This is a genomic window from Fictibacillus nanhaiensis (assembly GCF_049537595.1).
In the GTDB taxonomy this organism is placed as follows: Bacteria; Bacillota; Bacilli; order Bacillales; family Fictibacillaceae; genus Fictibacillus; species Fictibacillus nanhaiensis_F.
This window is the reverse complement of the sequence record NZ_JBMULM010000002.1, coordinates 177538-190945: the sequence shown is the minus strand read 5'-3', so window position 1 is coordinate 190945 and position 13408 is coordinate 177538. Positions and strand designations below refer to the sequence as shown.

Annotated in this window: 15 protein-coding genes; 8 read left to right on the top strand and 7 right to left on the bottom strand. The window is 38.8% G+C overall.

Going from position 1 to position 13408, the window contains the following annotated elements; genetic code table 11:
- The first annotated feature begins 175 nt into the window (after window positions 1–175).
- Both ACOZ9X_RS12275 and ACOZ9X_RS12270 read left to right on the top strand, forming a co-directional pair.
- Complete coding sequence (locus tag ACOZ9X_RS12275; protein WP_423418423.1) at window positions 176–709, top strand: histidine phosphatase family protein; 534 nt, start codon at window positions 176–178, stop codon at window positions 707–709.
- Between the two features lie 88 nt (window positions 710–797).
- Complete coding sequence (locus ACOZ9X_RS12270) at window positions 798–1421, top strand: CAP domain-containing protein (RefSeq protein WP_423418422.1); 624 nt, start codon at window positions 798–800, stop codon at window positions 1419–1421.
- Window positions 1422–1478: 57 nt separating this feature from the next.
- Here the strand turns inward: ACOZ9X_RS12270 and ACOZ9X_RS12265 are convergent, their stop codons facing one another.
- The 4 genes from ACOZ9X_RS12265 to ACOZ9X_RS12250 form a co-directional block, all read right to left on the bottom strand.
- Entirely contained in the window at window positions 1479–2900 is a 1422-nt protein-coding gene (locus ACOZ9X_RS12265; protein ID WP_423418421.1) for an ATP-binding protein, read from the bottom strand.
- A 259-nt stretch (window positions 2901–3159) separates the two neighbouring features.
- A complete protein-coding gene (locus ACOZ9X_RS12260) occupies window positions 3160–3711 on the bottom strand; it encodes a TlpA disulfide reductase family protein (protein ID WP_423418420.1) in 552 nt (183 codons plus the stop codon).
- 171 nt (window positions 3712–3882) lie between these two features.
- Entirely contained in the window at window positions 3883–4638 is a 756-nt protein-coding gene (locus ACOZ9X_RS12255; RefSeq protein WP_423418419.1) for an anti-sigma factor domain-containing protein, read from the bottom strand.
- Window positions 4616–5188 carry an RNA polymerase sigma factor gene (locus ACOZ9X_RS12250; protein WP_423418418.1) on the bottom strand — a complete coding sequence of 191 codons (573 nt, stop codon included), beginning with the start codon at window positions 5186–5188 and terminating at the stop codon, window positions 4616–4618. Before ACOZ9X_RS12250 ends, ACOZ9X_RS12255 begins: the two co-directional genes overlap by 23 nt.
- Window positions 5189–5411: 223 nt before the next feature.
- Here ACOZ9X_RS12250 and motA point away from each other — a divergent pair, with 223 nt between their 5' ends.
- Together motA and motB are read left to right on the top strand one after the other, a co-directional pair.
- The gene (gene motA, locus ACOZ9X_RS12245) at window positions 5412–6197 is read left to right on the top strand and encodes a flagellar motor stator protein MotA (protein WP_137790478.1); all 786 of its coding nucleotides are present in this window, start codon (window positions 5412–5414) and stop codon (window positions 6195–6197) included.
- Window positions 6190–6963: a flagellar motor protein MotB gene (motB, locus tag ACOZ9X_RS12240; RefSeq protein ID WP_423418417.1), complete on the top strand. Its 774-nt coding sequence runs from the start codon at window positions 6190–6192 to the stop codon at window positions 6961–6963. Before motA ends, motB begins: the two co-directional genes overlap by 8 nt.
- Before the next feature lie 187 nt (window positions 6964–7150).
- On the opposite strand, the gene ACOZ9X_RS12235 is transcribed toward motB, so the two are convergent.
- Window positions 7151–8416, bottom strand: coding sequence for a M48 family metallopeptidase (locus ACOZ9X_RS12235; protein WP_423418416.1), 1266 nt, complete (start codon window positions 8414–8416; stop codon window positions 7151–7153).
- Between the two features lie 87 nt (window positions 8417–8503).
- A complete protein-coding gene (locus ACOZ9X_RS12230) occupies window positions 8504–9331 on the bottom strand; it encodes an HAD family hydrolase (protein WP_423418415.1) in 828 nt (275 codons plus the stop codon).
- Between the two features lie 143 nt (window positions 9332–9474).
- Here ACOZ9X_RS12230 and ACOZ9X_RS12225 point away from each other — a divergent pair, with 143 nt between their 5' ends.
- The 4 genes from ACOZ9X_RS12225 (at window position 9475) to ACOZ9X_RS12210 (ending at window position 12570) form a co-directional block, all read left to right on the top strand.
- Window positions 9475–9879, top strand: coding sequence for a GntR family transcriptional regulator (locus tag ACOZ9X_RS12225; protein WP_423418414.1), 405 nt, complete (start codon window positions 9475–9477; stop codon window positions 9877–9879).
- Window positions 9863–10747 carry an ATP-binding cassette domain-containing protein gene (locus ACOZ9X_RS12220; RefSeq protein ID WP_423418413.1) on the top strand — a complete coding sequence of 295 codons (885 nt, stop codon included), beginning with the start codon at window positions 9863–9865 and terminating at the stop codon, window positions 10745–10747. Before ACOZ9X_RS12225 ends, ACOZ9X_RS12220 begins: the two co-directional genes overlap by 17 nt.
- Window positions 10737–11786 carry an ABC transporter permease subunit gene (locus tag ACOZ9X_RS12215; RefSeq protein ID WP_423418412.1) on the top strand — a complete coding sequence of 350 codons (1050 nt, stop codon included), beginning with the start codon at window positions 10737–10739 and terminating at the stop codon, window positions 11784–11786. The genes ACOZ9X_RS12220 and ACOZ9X_RS12215 overlap by 11 nt, the downstream gene beginning before the upstream one ends.
- Before the next feature lie 91 nt (window positions 11787–11877).
- Window positions 11878–12570, top strand: a complete 693-nt coding sequence (locus ACOZ9X_RS12210) for a YetF domain-containing protein (protein ID WP_423418411.1) — start codon at window positions 11878–11880, stop codon at window positions 12568–12570.
- Between the two features lie 25 nt (window positions 12571–12595).
- Here ACOZ9X_RS12210 and ACOZ9X_RS12205 read toward each other — a convergent pair whose 3' ends face one another.
- Complete coding sequence (locus tag ACOZ9X_RS12205) at window positions 12596–13399, bottom strand: glycerophosphodiester phosphodiesterase (RefSeq protein WP_423418942.1); 804 nt, start codon at window positions 13397–13399, stop codon at window positions 12596–12598.
- Window positions 13400–13408 lie beyond the last annotated feature (9 nt).

The following is a 13408-nucleotide window of genomic DNA, read 5'->3' as shown; positions in this document are numbered from 1 at the left end:
TTTCCGGGGGGCGGGCGGTGAGCCCCTCGCCGCTACGCGCCATTGAGGGTCTCACCTGTCCCACTCGTCCCCCAGGAGTCTCGCACCTTACACTACAATCAAATTTTCAATGAAGCCTAAGAGACTTAACATCAACACATTGTTTAGTATTACCTAATAGAAAGAAGGATGAATCATGAAGATTACTGCGATTAGACATTGTAAAGCGGAAGGTCAAGAAAGTAATTCTCCATTAACTGCTGAAGGAGAACAGCAAGCCAAAGAACTGGCTGTTTTTTTGGAGGGTCACCATTTTGATTGTGTGATCTCAAGTCCATTCAAAAGAGCCATCGACACCATTAAACCTTTTGCAAAGTTATGTGAGCAATCTATAAAGGTAGATGAACGATTGGCTGAACGTATTCTTTCTGCTGAAGCTGACCCCAATTGGCGAAGTAATCTAGAACGTACATATATAGAAGAACATTTAAAGTTTCCTGGTGGTGAGTCCACATTTGAAGCAAAGCAAAGAATCTCTTCCTTCATTAATGACTTGCAAACTGAATCCTATAAATCCGTTCTGATTGTTACGCATGGAAATCTGCTTAGCTTGATGATTAATTTGTTTGATCCATCATTCGGCTTCAAGGAATGGGAGCTTCTCTCCAATCCAGATGTGTATCTTATTGATGTTTCATTAAAAGATGTATCCAAGCTGTGGGCGTCTTAAACTGGTACATAATTCCATACCCCCAACCCTCCTACAAAAGTCCCGAAACCTGTACACGTAAGATAAATTATTAGGAGGGAAACATCTTATGAAAAAATTAGTAGTAGCATCAGTATTAGGCGCTTCCCTATTCGGCGCAAACGCAGGAATCTCAGAAGCGGCATCTTCATGCCCATTTGCTTCTTTAAATAATAATCAAACTCAACAAGCTCAAGCAGCTCCAGCTCCACAACAGCAACAACAAGCTGCACCAGCTCCAGCACCAGCTCCACAACAAGAGCAAGCAAAAGCTCCAGCTGAAGCAGCTCCAAAAGCTGAAGCAGGTGCAGAACTAACTGCACAAGAGAAACAAATGTTAGATCTTGTAAACCAAGAGCGTGAAAAACAAGGTTTACCAGCACTAAAAGCTGATCCTGAATTAACAAAAGTTGCTCGCGTTAAAGCAAAAGACATGATCGACAATAACTATTTCGACCACAACTCACCAACTTATGGTTCACCATTTGATATGATGAAGAAGTTTGGTGTTGATTATAATACAGCTGGTGAAAACCTAGCAGGAAACTCTTCTGTAGAAGGTGCTCACACTAGCCTAATGAACTCTCAAGGTCACCGTGAAAACATCCTTAAGTCTGAATACACTAGCGTTGGTATCGGTGTAGTAGATGGTGGACAATACGGTAAAATGTTCGTCCAAATGTTTAAAGGATAATAAATATTAAAAAGCTTTCCCGCTGTGGGAAAGCTTTTTTCGTTCGCTTAAATATCATTAATGAATGGGAATCGTAATGGTGAACATCGTACCTTTTCCTTTTTTACTTTTCACATCTAATCTCCCGTTATGATGCTTGATGATGTTTGTGCTTACCATCAATCCTAAGCCGGTACCTTCGTCTTTTGTCGTAAAAAATGGTTTGCCAATCTTCTTCATGACCGTTTCATCCATACCGCATCCATAGTCGCGAATCTGAACCTGAAGAAAATCTTTCTTTCTAGATAACTTCATGTTAATTTCTACACAATCTCCAACAGCAGAAGCTTCGATCGCGTTCTTTAAAAAGTTGATAAACACTTGTTTAAGCTGCATAGGGTCACAATAAACAAGTGGGAGCTGATCTTCTACATCTTTTTTGATCTCGATATTCTTCATAATTGCTTGTGTGTTCAACAAGTCTACAGTGTCGTTAATGATATCGGTCACACATGACATCGTAAAGTTTTGTGAATTGCTTTTAGATAGTACTAAAAACTCTTTAATGATATGTTCAATTCGATCAACCTCAGTAAGAATAATCGTTAAATATTGATCGAATTCATCCGTTTGATTCTGGATGAGTTGGACAAAACCTTTTAAAGAAGTTAGTGGATTGCGTATTTCATGTGCTACACCGGCTGCTAGCTCTCCTACAACATTTAACGCTTCCGCTTTTAATAATTTTTGTTCCGTAAGCTTCTGATCCGTCACATCTTTCAAAATCGTAACATGTAGGTGATCTAAGATATCTTTTTCACAAGTGTATTGGATTTCTTTCACCTGACCATCTGGTGTCTTGTAACGGAACTCTCCTTCAATCTTTTTCCCATTCAAAACTTCTTTCCATTTCTTGCGGATTAGTTCTTTACCGTTTCCCACAAAAAATTGGTCTGCACGGATTCCTATGAGTTCCTCTTTTGAAAGTTGTAATAGTTCACAAGCACGGTCGTTCAGTTCGGCAATCTCCATATTTGAACGACATAGAACAATCGCTTCAAGTGCATGATTAAACAACTGTTTAAACTTTTTTAAATTTTGAACAGTTGTTCGTTCTTCCTGTCTAATCGATGTTATATAGGATGTTCCCACAACCTCTATAACATCAGGGTTGTTTCCTACTATAGGATAAAGAGTTGTACGTATACTTCTAACGCCTAAATAAATGTCTGTGGTTTGAATCGAACCTGAGAATGCTCTTTCTAATGGTTCTGTCCACTCAGCGATTAACTCTTTGTTATATAGGTCGTGTAGGTTTGTTCCTGGTTCAGGTTTTATGGACACACCGAGTTCATCAAGCATAGAACCTACAGAATAGGTAAACTTATATTCACCCTCACCATCTCTTCTCAAACCGAAAAAATGGATAGGACAATGATTAAGAGAATGGTGAAAATCGGCAATACGTTTAATTTCGACTTCTTCATATTGCTTGTTCATTAATTAGTCCCCTTCTTATTTACAGAATTTCCTGATCTGTTGCTGCTCGGGCTATTATGAGATTTAACCACTTCACCTTTATTTGCACTAAACTTTTTAATTCGACAAAATTATTGTTTTCCCTATTGGACAACTTTCCCATTTTTTACAATCAACGATACGGGTCTTTTGAAGTGTTTTCCAAAATAAACTATTTCAGCTTAAAAGAAATAAAATAAAAGCCTTCTACCAAAATTGGTCAAAGGCTTTAAAACAATACTTACCTATTCATCTTATTAATTTCATCCTTCATGAAGGCATAATCCATTGGACCTATATGCGAATTACTGATCATTCCTTTTTCATCGATAAAATAGCTAGTAGGAATCGACACAGCTCTAAACTGTTTTCCTATTGTATTCTTTTCATCAAGAGGAATGGGAAAAGATAACTCATATTCTTTAGCAAACTTGCTTACTTTCTCTGTACTTGTTTCAGAGTACTCCAGATTAACTGCTAAAATTTCTACATCTTTGTTCCTATAATCTCTATAGAACTTCTCCATTTCGGGCATTTCCTCCCTGCATGGCGGACACCAAGTAGCCCAAAAGTTAACAATTACTTTTTTTCCACGATAATCCTTTAAGTCGACTTGCGTTCCGTCTAGCGTTTTTAATGAAAAGGTTGGTGCTGTGCTTCCTTGTTTTAGTCCAGTATTTTCTTCTTCCTTAACTTCCGTTGGTTGTTCTTCCTTATTATCAATTGCCGTATAAAACGCAAGGCCAATTAAGCCAGCAAATAGGAGAAGTATAACGATCGATTTTATTTTCAAAGTAATTCCTCTTTTCAAGTTGGTTCACAATATTCATTATAGAGGATTTTGTCGTGCAACTGCAAAGTACTCCTACGCTCATAAGTAACGTGACAAGCGTCAGAGTGGATCAATTGTCCTAAAAATTAGAAAAGACAACAACTTATGTTTAAGCTGTTGTCTGTCGGGTACTTATAAATTAGAAGCCATCACAATTGTGCCAACTGGCTTTTTACTGTTTGGAGTTGGTTCATGAGAGATTGCAACTGCATCCCAATTGTGTTCGCCTTCAAATTTCACAGGGAACACCACTGCACCGTTTCCATTTTCGTCTGGTGTGAATGTGCCAGCTCGATAAGGTGTGTCTCCTTCAATCAGCCAAACCTGATAAGTCTCGTTTCCTTTGACCTGTGTTAGATTATTCGTCTGAACAACAAGGTTCATCGTACCATTCTCTTGTACCATTGAAGCTACACCTGTCGAATCTGTCTCTTCAGACGCAAGTTGAACGGTCTTGAACGTTTTGTTGATCTGCTCTTCGATCACTTGTTCATTTTCCTTGTTCTCATTAAATAGATAAGCATTCGTACCAAGTGATAACAATAGACCAGCTGCAAGTAAACCTTGCATCCATGGTTTTGATTTGCGTTGGGTAATAGGAGAAACCTTTGTCGCGGATTCATCGGTTACTTTATCAGACTGCTTTTCTTGATGTGTAAAGCTTGAGTCAAAAGCCGTAACATTTGTTAGAATCCGTTCTTTCATACCAATCGGAGGTTGTGCCTCTTCTGATAAATATGGAAGATCGGCTGTTAGGTCTTGCCATTCTGCCCATTCTTCTTGGCAGGCGTCGCATTGCTTTAAATGTTTTTCGAAAGCATCTTTTTCTTTACCTTCTAGCAAGCCATTATAATATTCCAGCAGATTATCGCAAGTTTTCTGTTCCATATTTATCCCCCCTCTCTCGATAGATCTTTTTTAAATGTTTCAGTGCTAAACGTATCCTTCCTTTTACCGTACCGAGAGGAATGTTCTTTCGCTCTGCAATGTCTGATTGTGAGTAGCCTTTGAAATAGAACATCTCTACAATATCTTGCTGCTCTTCTGTTAAAGAAGAAACGGCTTCCTTCAGACTCTCTCTTTCCTCGTTCCATGTAACGGTCTCTTCTACACTCTCAGTTCGTTCGTAATCTATATCTTTTTCTAAAATCTCAACTTCATTTTTTTGTTGCTTTCGTATTAAATCAATACAGGCATTTCGTGTAACGGTTAAAAGCCATGAAGAAAATTTCCCTTTATCCTCTGAATAGAGTCCCTTTTTTCGCCACAGTTTCATAAAAACGTCTTGAACTGCCTCTTCAGCCAACTCGTTTTGCCTCAACATTTTAAATGAAAAAGAAAACAATAACTTTTCATAACGATCATACAGCATTTCAAGGGCTTCTTTATTTTCTTCTTGAACTTTTAGATAAAGTTCGTAATCAGAAGTTCTACCCATCTTTTGTCTCCTTTACTGCACACAGAATAAATCTATCATATCAAAATGAGGCAGTATTTGTCTTTTTTTACGATGGATGTATAAAGATAACGTTAAATAAAGCAATTCGGATCACATATTTTCCAACTTTTATCATTAAGTTTCCCTTTATCTTTCCGATATAAAAGAAAATATAGCTCAAGAAAAAGATACAGAATTTAAAGATAAAGTGAGGAACATCATTATGGATCGCACAACATTAATCGGAGTCATTCTAGGCATATTGGCTGTAGGTGTCGGAATGTTTTTAAAAGGCGCAAGTCCCACAGCCTTATTGAACCCAGCGGCATTGCTTATTATATTTGCCGGAACTGCAGCAGCTATCCTCATCGCATTTCCACTGAACGAAATCAAAAAGATTCCTGCTCTTTTCAAGATTTTATTTAAAGAACAAAAGCTCATCGATATGAAAGAGCTTGTAACAATTTTTATTGAATGGGCAACTGTTGCTCGTAAAGAAGGATTGCTCGCATTAGAACCTAAAGCCGAAGAAGTGGATGATCCGTTCCTTCAACAAGGAATTAAGATGATCGTGGATGGTCAGCCACCTGAATTTATTAAAGATGTCCTAATGAAAGACTTAGAAACGATGGAAGAACGTCATGCAAGCAACGCTACGATCTTTACACAAGCTGGGACATATGCTCCGACTCTTGGTGTCTTAGGTGCAGTTGTAGGTTTAGTTGCGGCACTAGGAAACATGGCGGACATTACTGCCTTAGGAAAAGCTATTTCAGCAGCTTTTATCGCTACTTTATTTGGTATTTTCTCTGGATATGTGTTGTGGCACCCCTTCGCTAATAAATTAAAACGAAAATCAAAAAAAGAAATCATGATTAAAGAGATTATGATCGAAGGACTGTTATCTATTCAAGACGGAACTTCACCAAAAATTTTAGAAGAAAAACTGTTAACGTATATTCCAACTAGCGAACGTGATCAATACAAAGCAGGTGGTTCAGTTGGCTAAAAAGAAAAAGCATCATGATGAACATGTGGATGAATCTTGGCTTATTCCCTATGCAGACATGCTCACGCTTTTGTTAGCATTGTTTATCGTACTGTTTGCTATGAGTGAGATCGATGCTCAGAAGTTCAAGCAGATGGCAAGTGCTTTTCGAAATGAATTTACAGGCGGAACAGGTGTCATGGAAGAACAGGTTCCTATTCCTTCTCCCGACTCTACTCCTATTCCTGATGCTCAAAAAGAAGTCATCTCTAAGGAAGAAAAAGAACGTTTAGAAGCTGCGAAGAAAGAACTTGAACAATTAGAAGAGATGGAAAGAAAGATCAATGCCTATATTGAAACCAACAAACTGGATTCTAGTCTTCAAACAAAGCTAACAGAAAACGGCTTGTTGATCACCATCTTAGATAATGCTCTGTTCGACTCTGGCAGTGCTACAGTTAAACCTGGATCTATTGAGATCGGAAAAAAACTTTCTGATCTACTCGTGACCACGCCACCACGAAATATTGTCATCGCTGGCCATACGGATAATGTTCCGATCAGCACGGCAAACTTTCAATCAAACTGGGAACTCAGCGCGTTAAGAGGGATTAACTTTATGCGTGTTCTACTCGAGAATCCTTCATTGAAACCGAATCAGGTCAGCGCAAGCGGTTATGGAGAGTATCGTCCAAAGTCAGAGAATAAAACTCCAGAAGGTCGAGCAAAAAACCGTCGTGTTGAAGTGCTCGTTCTTCCGAATGTTAGTTTGAAAGCTGTGCAGTGATGGGTTAAGTCAGAGGGTAGGGTAAGCTGGAGTGAAGAACGATGAATCTCGAGAATCGATCATAAATATCGAGAATCGATCACAAACACATTTCACACAACACGTTCTTCACACCTTATCTAATACTTCCACAAAAAAACTGGCTCTTGAAGTGGTAATTCCACGATCAATAAGCCAGTTTTTATTTTTATTCTATCTTTTTACTCGTTTTATAGCTATCCAAGAAATGAATACGCTCCAGCATGGTCGGATGGCCGTATAAGAACCATTTTACAAGCTTCGGTGGGTTCACTTCGCTTAAAGAAACGGTGGCGAGTTCTTGAAAAGCCCCTACTGCAGCTTTCGGATTGTTAGTCATCTGAATCGCATACAGATCAGCGTCACGTTCTGCTTTTCTCGAAACCGCATTCTCCACTGGAGATACAACAAAGCTTAACAGAGAAAAGATCAATAGCAGTGCGGGAAGTGCCGCTAGATCTCCTATCCCTTTTATCCCCCATGATTTTCCGTACTTCTCGACCCATTTACGGTAGATGATATTTCCGAGCCATAATCCTAAGAACGATAGGACGACAGATGAGATCAAATTCCAATACAGATGGTTCATCACATAATGTCCAATCTCATGGGCCATTACGAACAAGACTTGGTTATCACTCAATTTATTTAGAGTTGTATCCCATAGGACAATTCGCAGGTTCGATCCAATCCCATTAACATAAGCATTTAATGCATTTGTTTTTTCAGACATGTTCACTTCATAAACATTTTCAGCCGGAATGTCCGCTCTTTCTGCTATATCTAAAATTTTTCCTTTTAGCACTTCATCTTGAAGCGGATAGAACTTGTTATACAATGGATCAATCACAACGGGCTGAATAAAGTACAAGAACAAAGTAAATGGCACGGAAAGCAGCCACGCGTAAAGCCACCATCTCTTTTCGTATTTCTTGATCAACCAGTACATCACAGCGACCATCACGGTTGTTAACAGCCAGTTGATCCAGAAATCCACTAGTCCATCCCTCATCCAGCTGTGAAACGATTGAACGGATATATTGTAACTTTTGGAAACGGTGAAACTGTAGTAGCGGAGTGGGAATGTTAACACCCAGCTGGCAAACGAAAGCAACAGCACGTAAAGACCAGTGTGTACAATAGAGAATTTTGTTAACCCGCTGGAAGTCTTTCGGAACCATTTGGATAACCCGAACCCTAGAACAAACAGATAGATCAACCATTCGAGCGGCACAGAAATGAAGTAGATGAAATCTTTGATCCTTGAAAAATCAGTGCTAAGTTCTAGTTCACGGTCAGTCATAAAGACTGCTGGATCCGCAGCAGAGCCTTTTAGATCAACAGGCAAGTTTGCGTCCGCTCCTTGAAACAAATAAAACCACATCAAACCCGCGTATATTGCAAAACCGATAACAAACCATAACGATTTTTTCAAAACATGCGCCCCCCTTTACTACCTACTATAAAGTGTAGGGCGATTTGTCCAAATTAGAACAAGCTTTCATAAAATACTTATAAAATATTAAAGAGCATTGGCTAACGTTGGTACGACATGAAGGTTTTCATGCTCTACTTCTACAGAATTAGGCTGGATGTATACGGCTCTTAATCCCATAAGAAGTGCCGGTGCGATTTCATTTATAAAATTATCACCAATCGATACAGCTTCATGAGGCTGTATGCCATATTCATTCAAAATCGTCTTTAATTTTTCTTTCGTCTTTAACGGCTTTTCACTCTCGGTATAAAGAGCGTCAAACAGATCTTGGAGCTCCAACTCATTTAACAATCGTTTTACGTCTTCTCTTTCACTGTTCGTTAAAAGGACCACCTTTTTCTTCTCCTTTAAACGTTGCAAAGCCTGTTTAAGACCTGGTGTTTTCGTTAGCTGAAACTGATCGGTTACCATATACTCTTTTGTAGCGTTGTAGCATTCCCACGTATCTGCTTGCTTCACACCGAAATGCATAGCTGTCGCATATGGCAGCCACCATCCATCACCAATCGCGATCAATCGGTCAAAATCATACACAAGTTCGCCTGAGAATTCTGCTCTTACTCTATCCTGTGACCACTCTTCTCCATCAAAGGATGTTACTTTTGTTACTTGCAAGGTCATGGGATCTACCGTAACACTTGCATCATTCTTAATGTCATACACTTTACCGATAGCAACAGGGTGTGTTCCTTTTTTCATACTTTCATATGTATCCCAGTAGGCTTGTTGTTTCTCATCAGGCACTCTTTTTTGTAACAAGCGGCAGTAATAATCAAAATGGTCTGTATCTTCATATAGCGTTCCGTCCAAGTCAAAAATAAGTAACTTTGCATCATCAATAATCGATTTCACGTCTCATCCCTCCTTCTTTCATTGTAGTAATCCTACTCAAAAAAAGTAAAGGAAAGTACGTTGACATAAATTTACTAATCTTGTATGTTATAAGTGTACTATACACAGTAATACACACATATAGTATATAAAGGTGGGATAACATGATATTGAATTTAGATCCCCGAAGCAATACACCGATATGGGAACAAGTCGTTCATCAGATCAAGGAATTGATCTTGCGAGAAATTTTGTTGCCAGAAGAAAAATTGCCTTCGGTACGCGAACTATCAGGAACATTACTGATCAATCCAAATACAGTGAGTAAGGCTTATCAAGAATTAGAGCGCCAAGGGATCATTGAGACCTTGAGAGGCAAAGGCACGTTCGTTTCCGCTTCTATCGTACCTAAAGCAGATGATCAGAAGATTACGGAACTAAAACAACAGCTAAAACAGCTATTTATTGAAGCTTCCTATCTAGGTATCGATCACCAAACATTATCAAAGTGGTTGAAAAACTATTCAGAAGAGCTTGGGGGTAAAGACAGTCATGCTGAGAGTGAATAATATCAGTAAAACAATTGAAGGGTCTCAAGTATTAGACCATGTGAACATTACACTTGAACCAGGTACGATTGCAGGATTGGTCGGAAGAAATGGTGTTGGAAAGTCCACGTTACTCCGCGTAATCGCCGGTATTTTAGACCCTGATGATGGCCAAGTTTTATTTAATGATGCAGATATTCATCAAGATCCTCATGTTAAGCAAAAGATTACGTATGTACCTGACTCGACTGAGATTCTAAAAAGCTATAGCGTTAAAGAGATCGTAAAGCTCTATGATGCAATCTATGAAGATTTTGATATTGTATATTTTTACTCTCTTCTGGATCGCTTTAAGCTTCCTAAGAATAAAAAGATCAGAACATACTCTAAAGGAATGAAGGCGCTGTTCTTAATGATCCTTTCCTTTTCAACGAAATCGGATCTGATTATTTTAGATGAACCAACAAACGGACTTGATCCTATCGTGAAGAGAAATATCTTGCAATTTATCATTGAGGAAGTGAGCGAGCGACAGTTATGCGTCCTCATCTCTACTCATCATTTAGAGGAAGTCGAAAAGATGGCAGACGTGCTCATCATGATTAAAGAAGGACGAATTGACTCTACCACCTCAATCGAGGATGCAAAATCATCGTTCCGTAAAGTACAGGTCGTTTACAAACATTCCCTGCCTGAGAAGATTGCGCAACTAAGTAACGTGAACATCATAAATCAAACCGGACGTGTTTATACATTGATGATCAAAGGAAACATTGATGCAACACTTGAGAAGTTGCATCAGGAGAACCCATTATTACTAGAAGAACTACCTATGACACTCGAAGATATTTTCATTTCATCACTTGGAGGTGAATCACATGTTTCATAAAGCATTATGGATGCGAAACCAAAAACTTGGGAGCCCTGCCGTATGGGGGATCTACATTTCCTTGTTCTTGTTTTTACCTTATTCTTTCTTTGGAAAAGCCCAAAGTATGTTAACAGAAAAAAACAATCCCTATACGGATGCACCTGAAAACTATTACATGAACTTTCATTTTTCTGGTGCAGATATCGTATTTTTCTTATTTTTAATCGTAGGATTAGCTGCCCTTTTAGTCGGCAGTGAGCGAACAACTCATGCGACTGACCTAACGTTCTCACTTCCCTTTAAACGTAAAGATATTTTTCTTTCAAAGTGGATCTTTGGAGTGGGTCATATTACGACTGGTCTACTCGTTAATTTGCTATTATGTATGTTGATCGTCAAGTTTACTATTCTTTCAGAAGTAACAGATGCGGCATTTCTCTTTGACTTTATGATGGTCGTTATTCCGTTCTCTATCGCTATTTTCTCATTTAGTTTATTCATAGGAACGATTGCAGGAAGTTTAATTTCTCAACTAGTATTGAGTGGGATCTTTTTAATCTTTCCACTCGGTTTTATATCTCTTGTAGTTTCATTTTTAGAATATCATGGGATTTCTATCAATCTCAATGCACCATCTACTGTATTATTTAGCGATTTGATCAACAGTTTTACACTGCCAATTCCTATTATAGATTTTCGGTATTATGTAGATCTCTCAGATAATTCATTTACTGAGTTCACACACATCCCATATGTTATGTTACTCATTCCACTCGCTTATACGATCCTATCCGTAGTCTTTGGAACGTGGCTCTTTAGCAAAACTAAGAACGAGAACAACGGTAGATTACTTGTTTTTGAAAAAGGAAGAGGATTCTTTACCTTTGGCGTTGTATTATGCTTTGCTCTAACGTTCGGAATGTTAGGTGGCGGTATATTTGGCGACTATGATTCTAGATCGCTAATCGGCTATTACCTATCTGCAACGATAGGTGGCGTTTTAGCATTCTTTATGTTAAAAAAATTGATTCATTTCCGTATGCAGTTTGGTAAATAAAGAGAAGAGCGGACGCCATGTTCGCTCTTTTTTGTTTGCCTTATTTATGTTTGGGCATCCTGATAACAGCACATGTAAATGAGGGATGACGATGGATGGAATCTTAATCACGATCTATAGAACCGTTCTAGGCTTCGCCTTTTTGTTAATGCTTATGAGATTACTAGGGAAAAAACAACTTGGTGAGCTTACTTTTTTTAACTATGCAACGGGCATCGCGATGGGTAATATCATTGGAGATATGGTCGTTCATAAAGAAATCACGGTTTGGGAAAGTTTGGCCTCTCTGAGCTTCTGGGCGCTAGCCGTATTTGGCATAGAATTTCTCAATCGCCATTCACCCTTGCTCACAAAACTCACGAAGAGTCAGCCTACGATCGTTATAAAAAAAGGACAGATCATGCAAAAAGAGCTTAAACGTATGCAGATGTCGATGGATGATTTATTGATGCTTCTCAGGATCAGTGCGGTCTTTGATATTACGGAAGTAGAGTATGCAGTTATGGAGCCCAACGGACAACTAAGTGTGTTAAAAAAGCCACTCAAAGATTCTGTCACAAAAGAAGATCTAAACATCCCACTAGAAGCTCCTCAATATTTACCAACGATGTTGATCTCAAACGGAGAGAAAATAGATCAACCATTCAAGGAATATAACCTATCAGCCGAATGGTTGGATCAGCAATTAAAGAGTGGGGGCTATCAAGATGTTAAAGAGGTCTTCTTCGCACAGCTACAAGATGATGGCGAGGTCTTTTTTGTAAAAAAAGAAAAAAGCAGCTGATCTGCATGTCAGCTGCTTTCCTTCATTATTTTCCTTTTTTCACTTCATGAAGAAGGTCTGGGAAGTTCGTAAACATTCCCGTTACACCCCAGTCGATCAGTTTCTGCATCTCTTCTTTTTCATTAACAGTATACGGATGGATCTCGAGGCCGTTCTGAACCACTTTTTGTACATACTCTCGGTCGATCATATCGCTGTTTGGCCCGATTCCCATCGCATATTGTTTGATGGATTGCACTTCTCTATCCGTTAACTCAGCAGGACTTGTATACTCTAAAAGTTGAACAAGGTTCACGGACGCATCGAGCTTGTTCATCTTTAAAAGACTTTCAGAGCTGAATGATTGAACCAACAGCTTATCTTTATTAATTCCGTACTCATTTACTTCATCAAGAAGCTTTTGTTCCATACCTGGATAAACTTCAGGTGATTTTGTTTCAATATAATAGTTCGCGTTCTTTCCAAATGTCTCGAATACTTCTTTCAATGTTGGTACTTGAAGACCTTCATAAGCTGCTTTTGCACGTTCTGGATATTTCTCGTTGAACCAGCTTCCTGCATCAAGCTGTTTGATCTCTTCAAGAGTATGATCTTTTACTAGACCTGTTCCATTCGTTGTACGGTCTAACGTCTCGTCATGCATAGCGATCAACTCGCCATCTTTTGTCATCTGAAGATCGACTTCAATGTAATCTCCATGCATTTTTTCACCCATCTTATAAGAAGTGATCGTGTGTTCTGGCGCATAACCAGAAGCTCCACGATGCGCAACATTTAAGATGTCTTTATGTTTTTCTTTTGCATCAACCACTGAACTATCAGCCCCCATCAATGTAAG

Bases quoted from the DNA above. Each gene is read 5' to 3' on its own strand.
- ACOZ9X_RS12275 (WP_423418423.1), top strand. From the start codon at position 176: ATGAAGATTACTGCGATTAGACATTGTAAAGCGGAAGGTCAAGAAAGT.
- ACOZ9X_RS12270 (WP_423418422.1), top strand. From the start codon at position 798: ATGAAAAAATTAGTAGTAGCATCAGTATTAGGCGCTTCCCTATTCGGC.
- ACOZ9X_RS12265 (WP_423418421.1), bottom strand. From the start codon at position 2,900: ATGAACAAGCAATATGAAGAAGTCGAAATTAAACGTATTGCCGATTTT.
- ACOZ9X_RS12255 (WP_423418419.1), bottom strand. From the start codon at position 4,638: ATGGAACAGAAAACTTGCGATAATCTGCTGGAATATTATAATGGCTTG.
- ACOZ9X_RS12250 (WP_423418418.1), bottom strand. From the start codon at position 5,188: ATGGGTAGAACTTCTGATTACGAACTTTATCTAAAAGTTCAAGAAGAA.
- motA (WP_137790478.1), top strand. From the start codon at position 5,412: ATGGATCGCACAACATTAATCGGAGTCATTCTAGGCATATTGGCTGTA.
- ACOZ9X_RS12225 (WP_423418414.1), top strand. From the start codon at position 9,475: ATGATATTGAATTTAGATCCCCGAAGCAATACACCGATATGGGAACAA.
- ACOZ9X_RS12220 (WP_423418413.1), top strand. From the start codon at position 9,863: ATGCTGAGAGTGAATAATATCAGTAAAACAATTGAAGGGTCTCAAGTA.
- ACOZ9X_RS12215 (WP_423418412.1), top strand. From the start codon at position 10,737: ATGTTTCATAAAGCATTATGGATGCGAAACCAAAAACTTGGGAGCCCT.
- ACOZ9X_RS12210 (WP_423418411.1), top strand. From the start codon at position 11,878: ATGGATGGAATCTTAATCACGATCTATAGAACCGTTCTAGGCTTCGCC.
- ACOZ9X_RS12205 (WP_423418942.1), bottom strand. From the start codon at position 13,399: ATGGGGGCTGATAGTTCAGTGGTTGATGCAAAAGAAAAACATAAAGAC.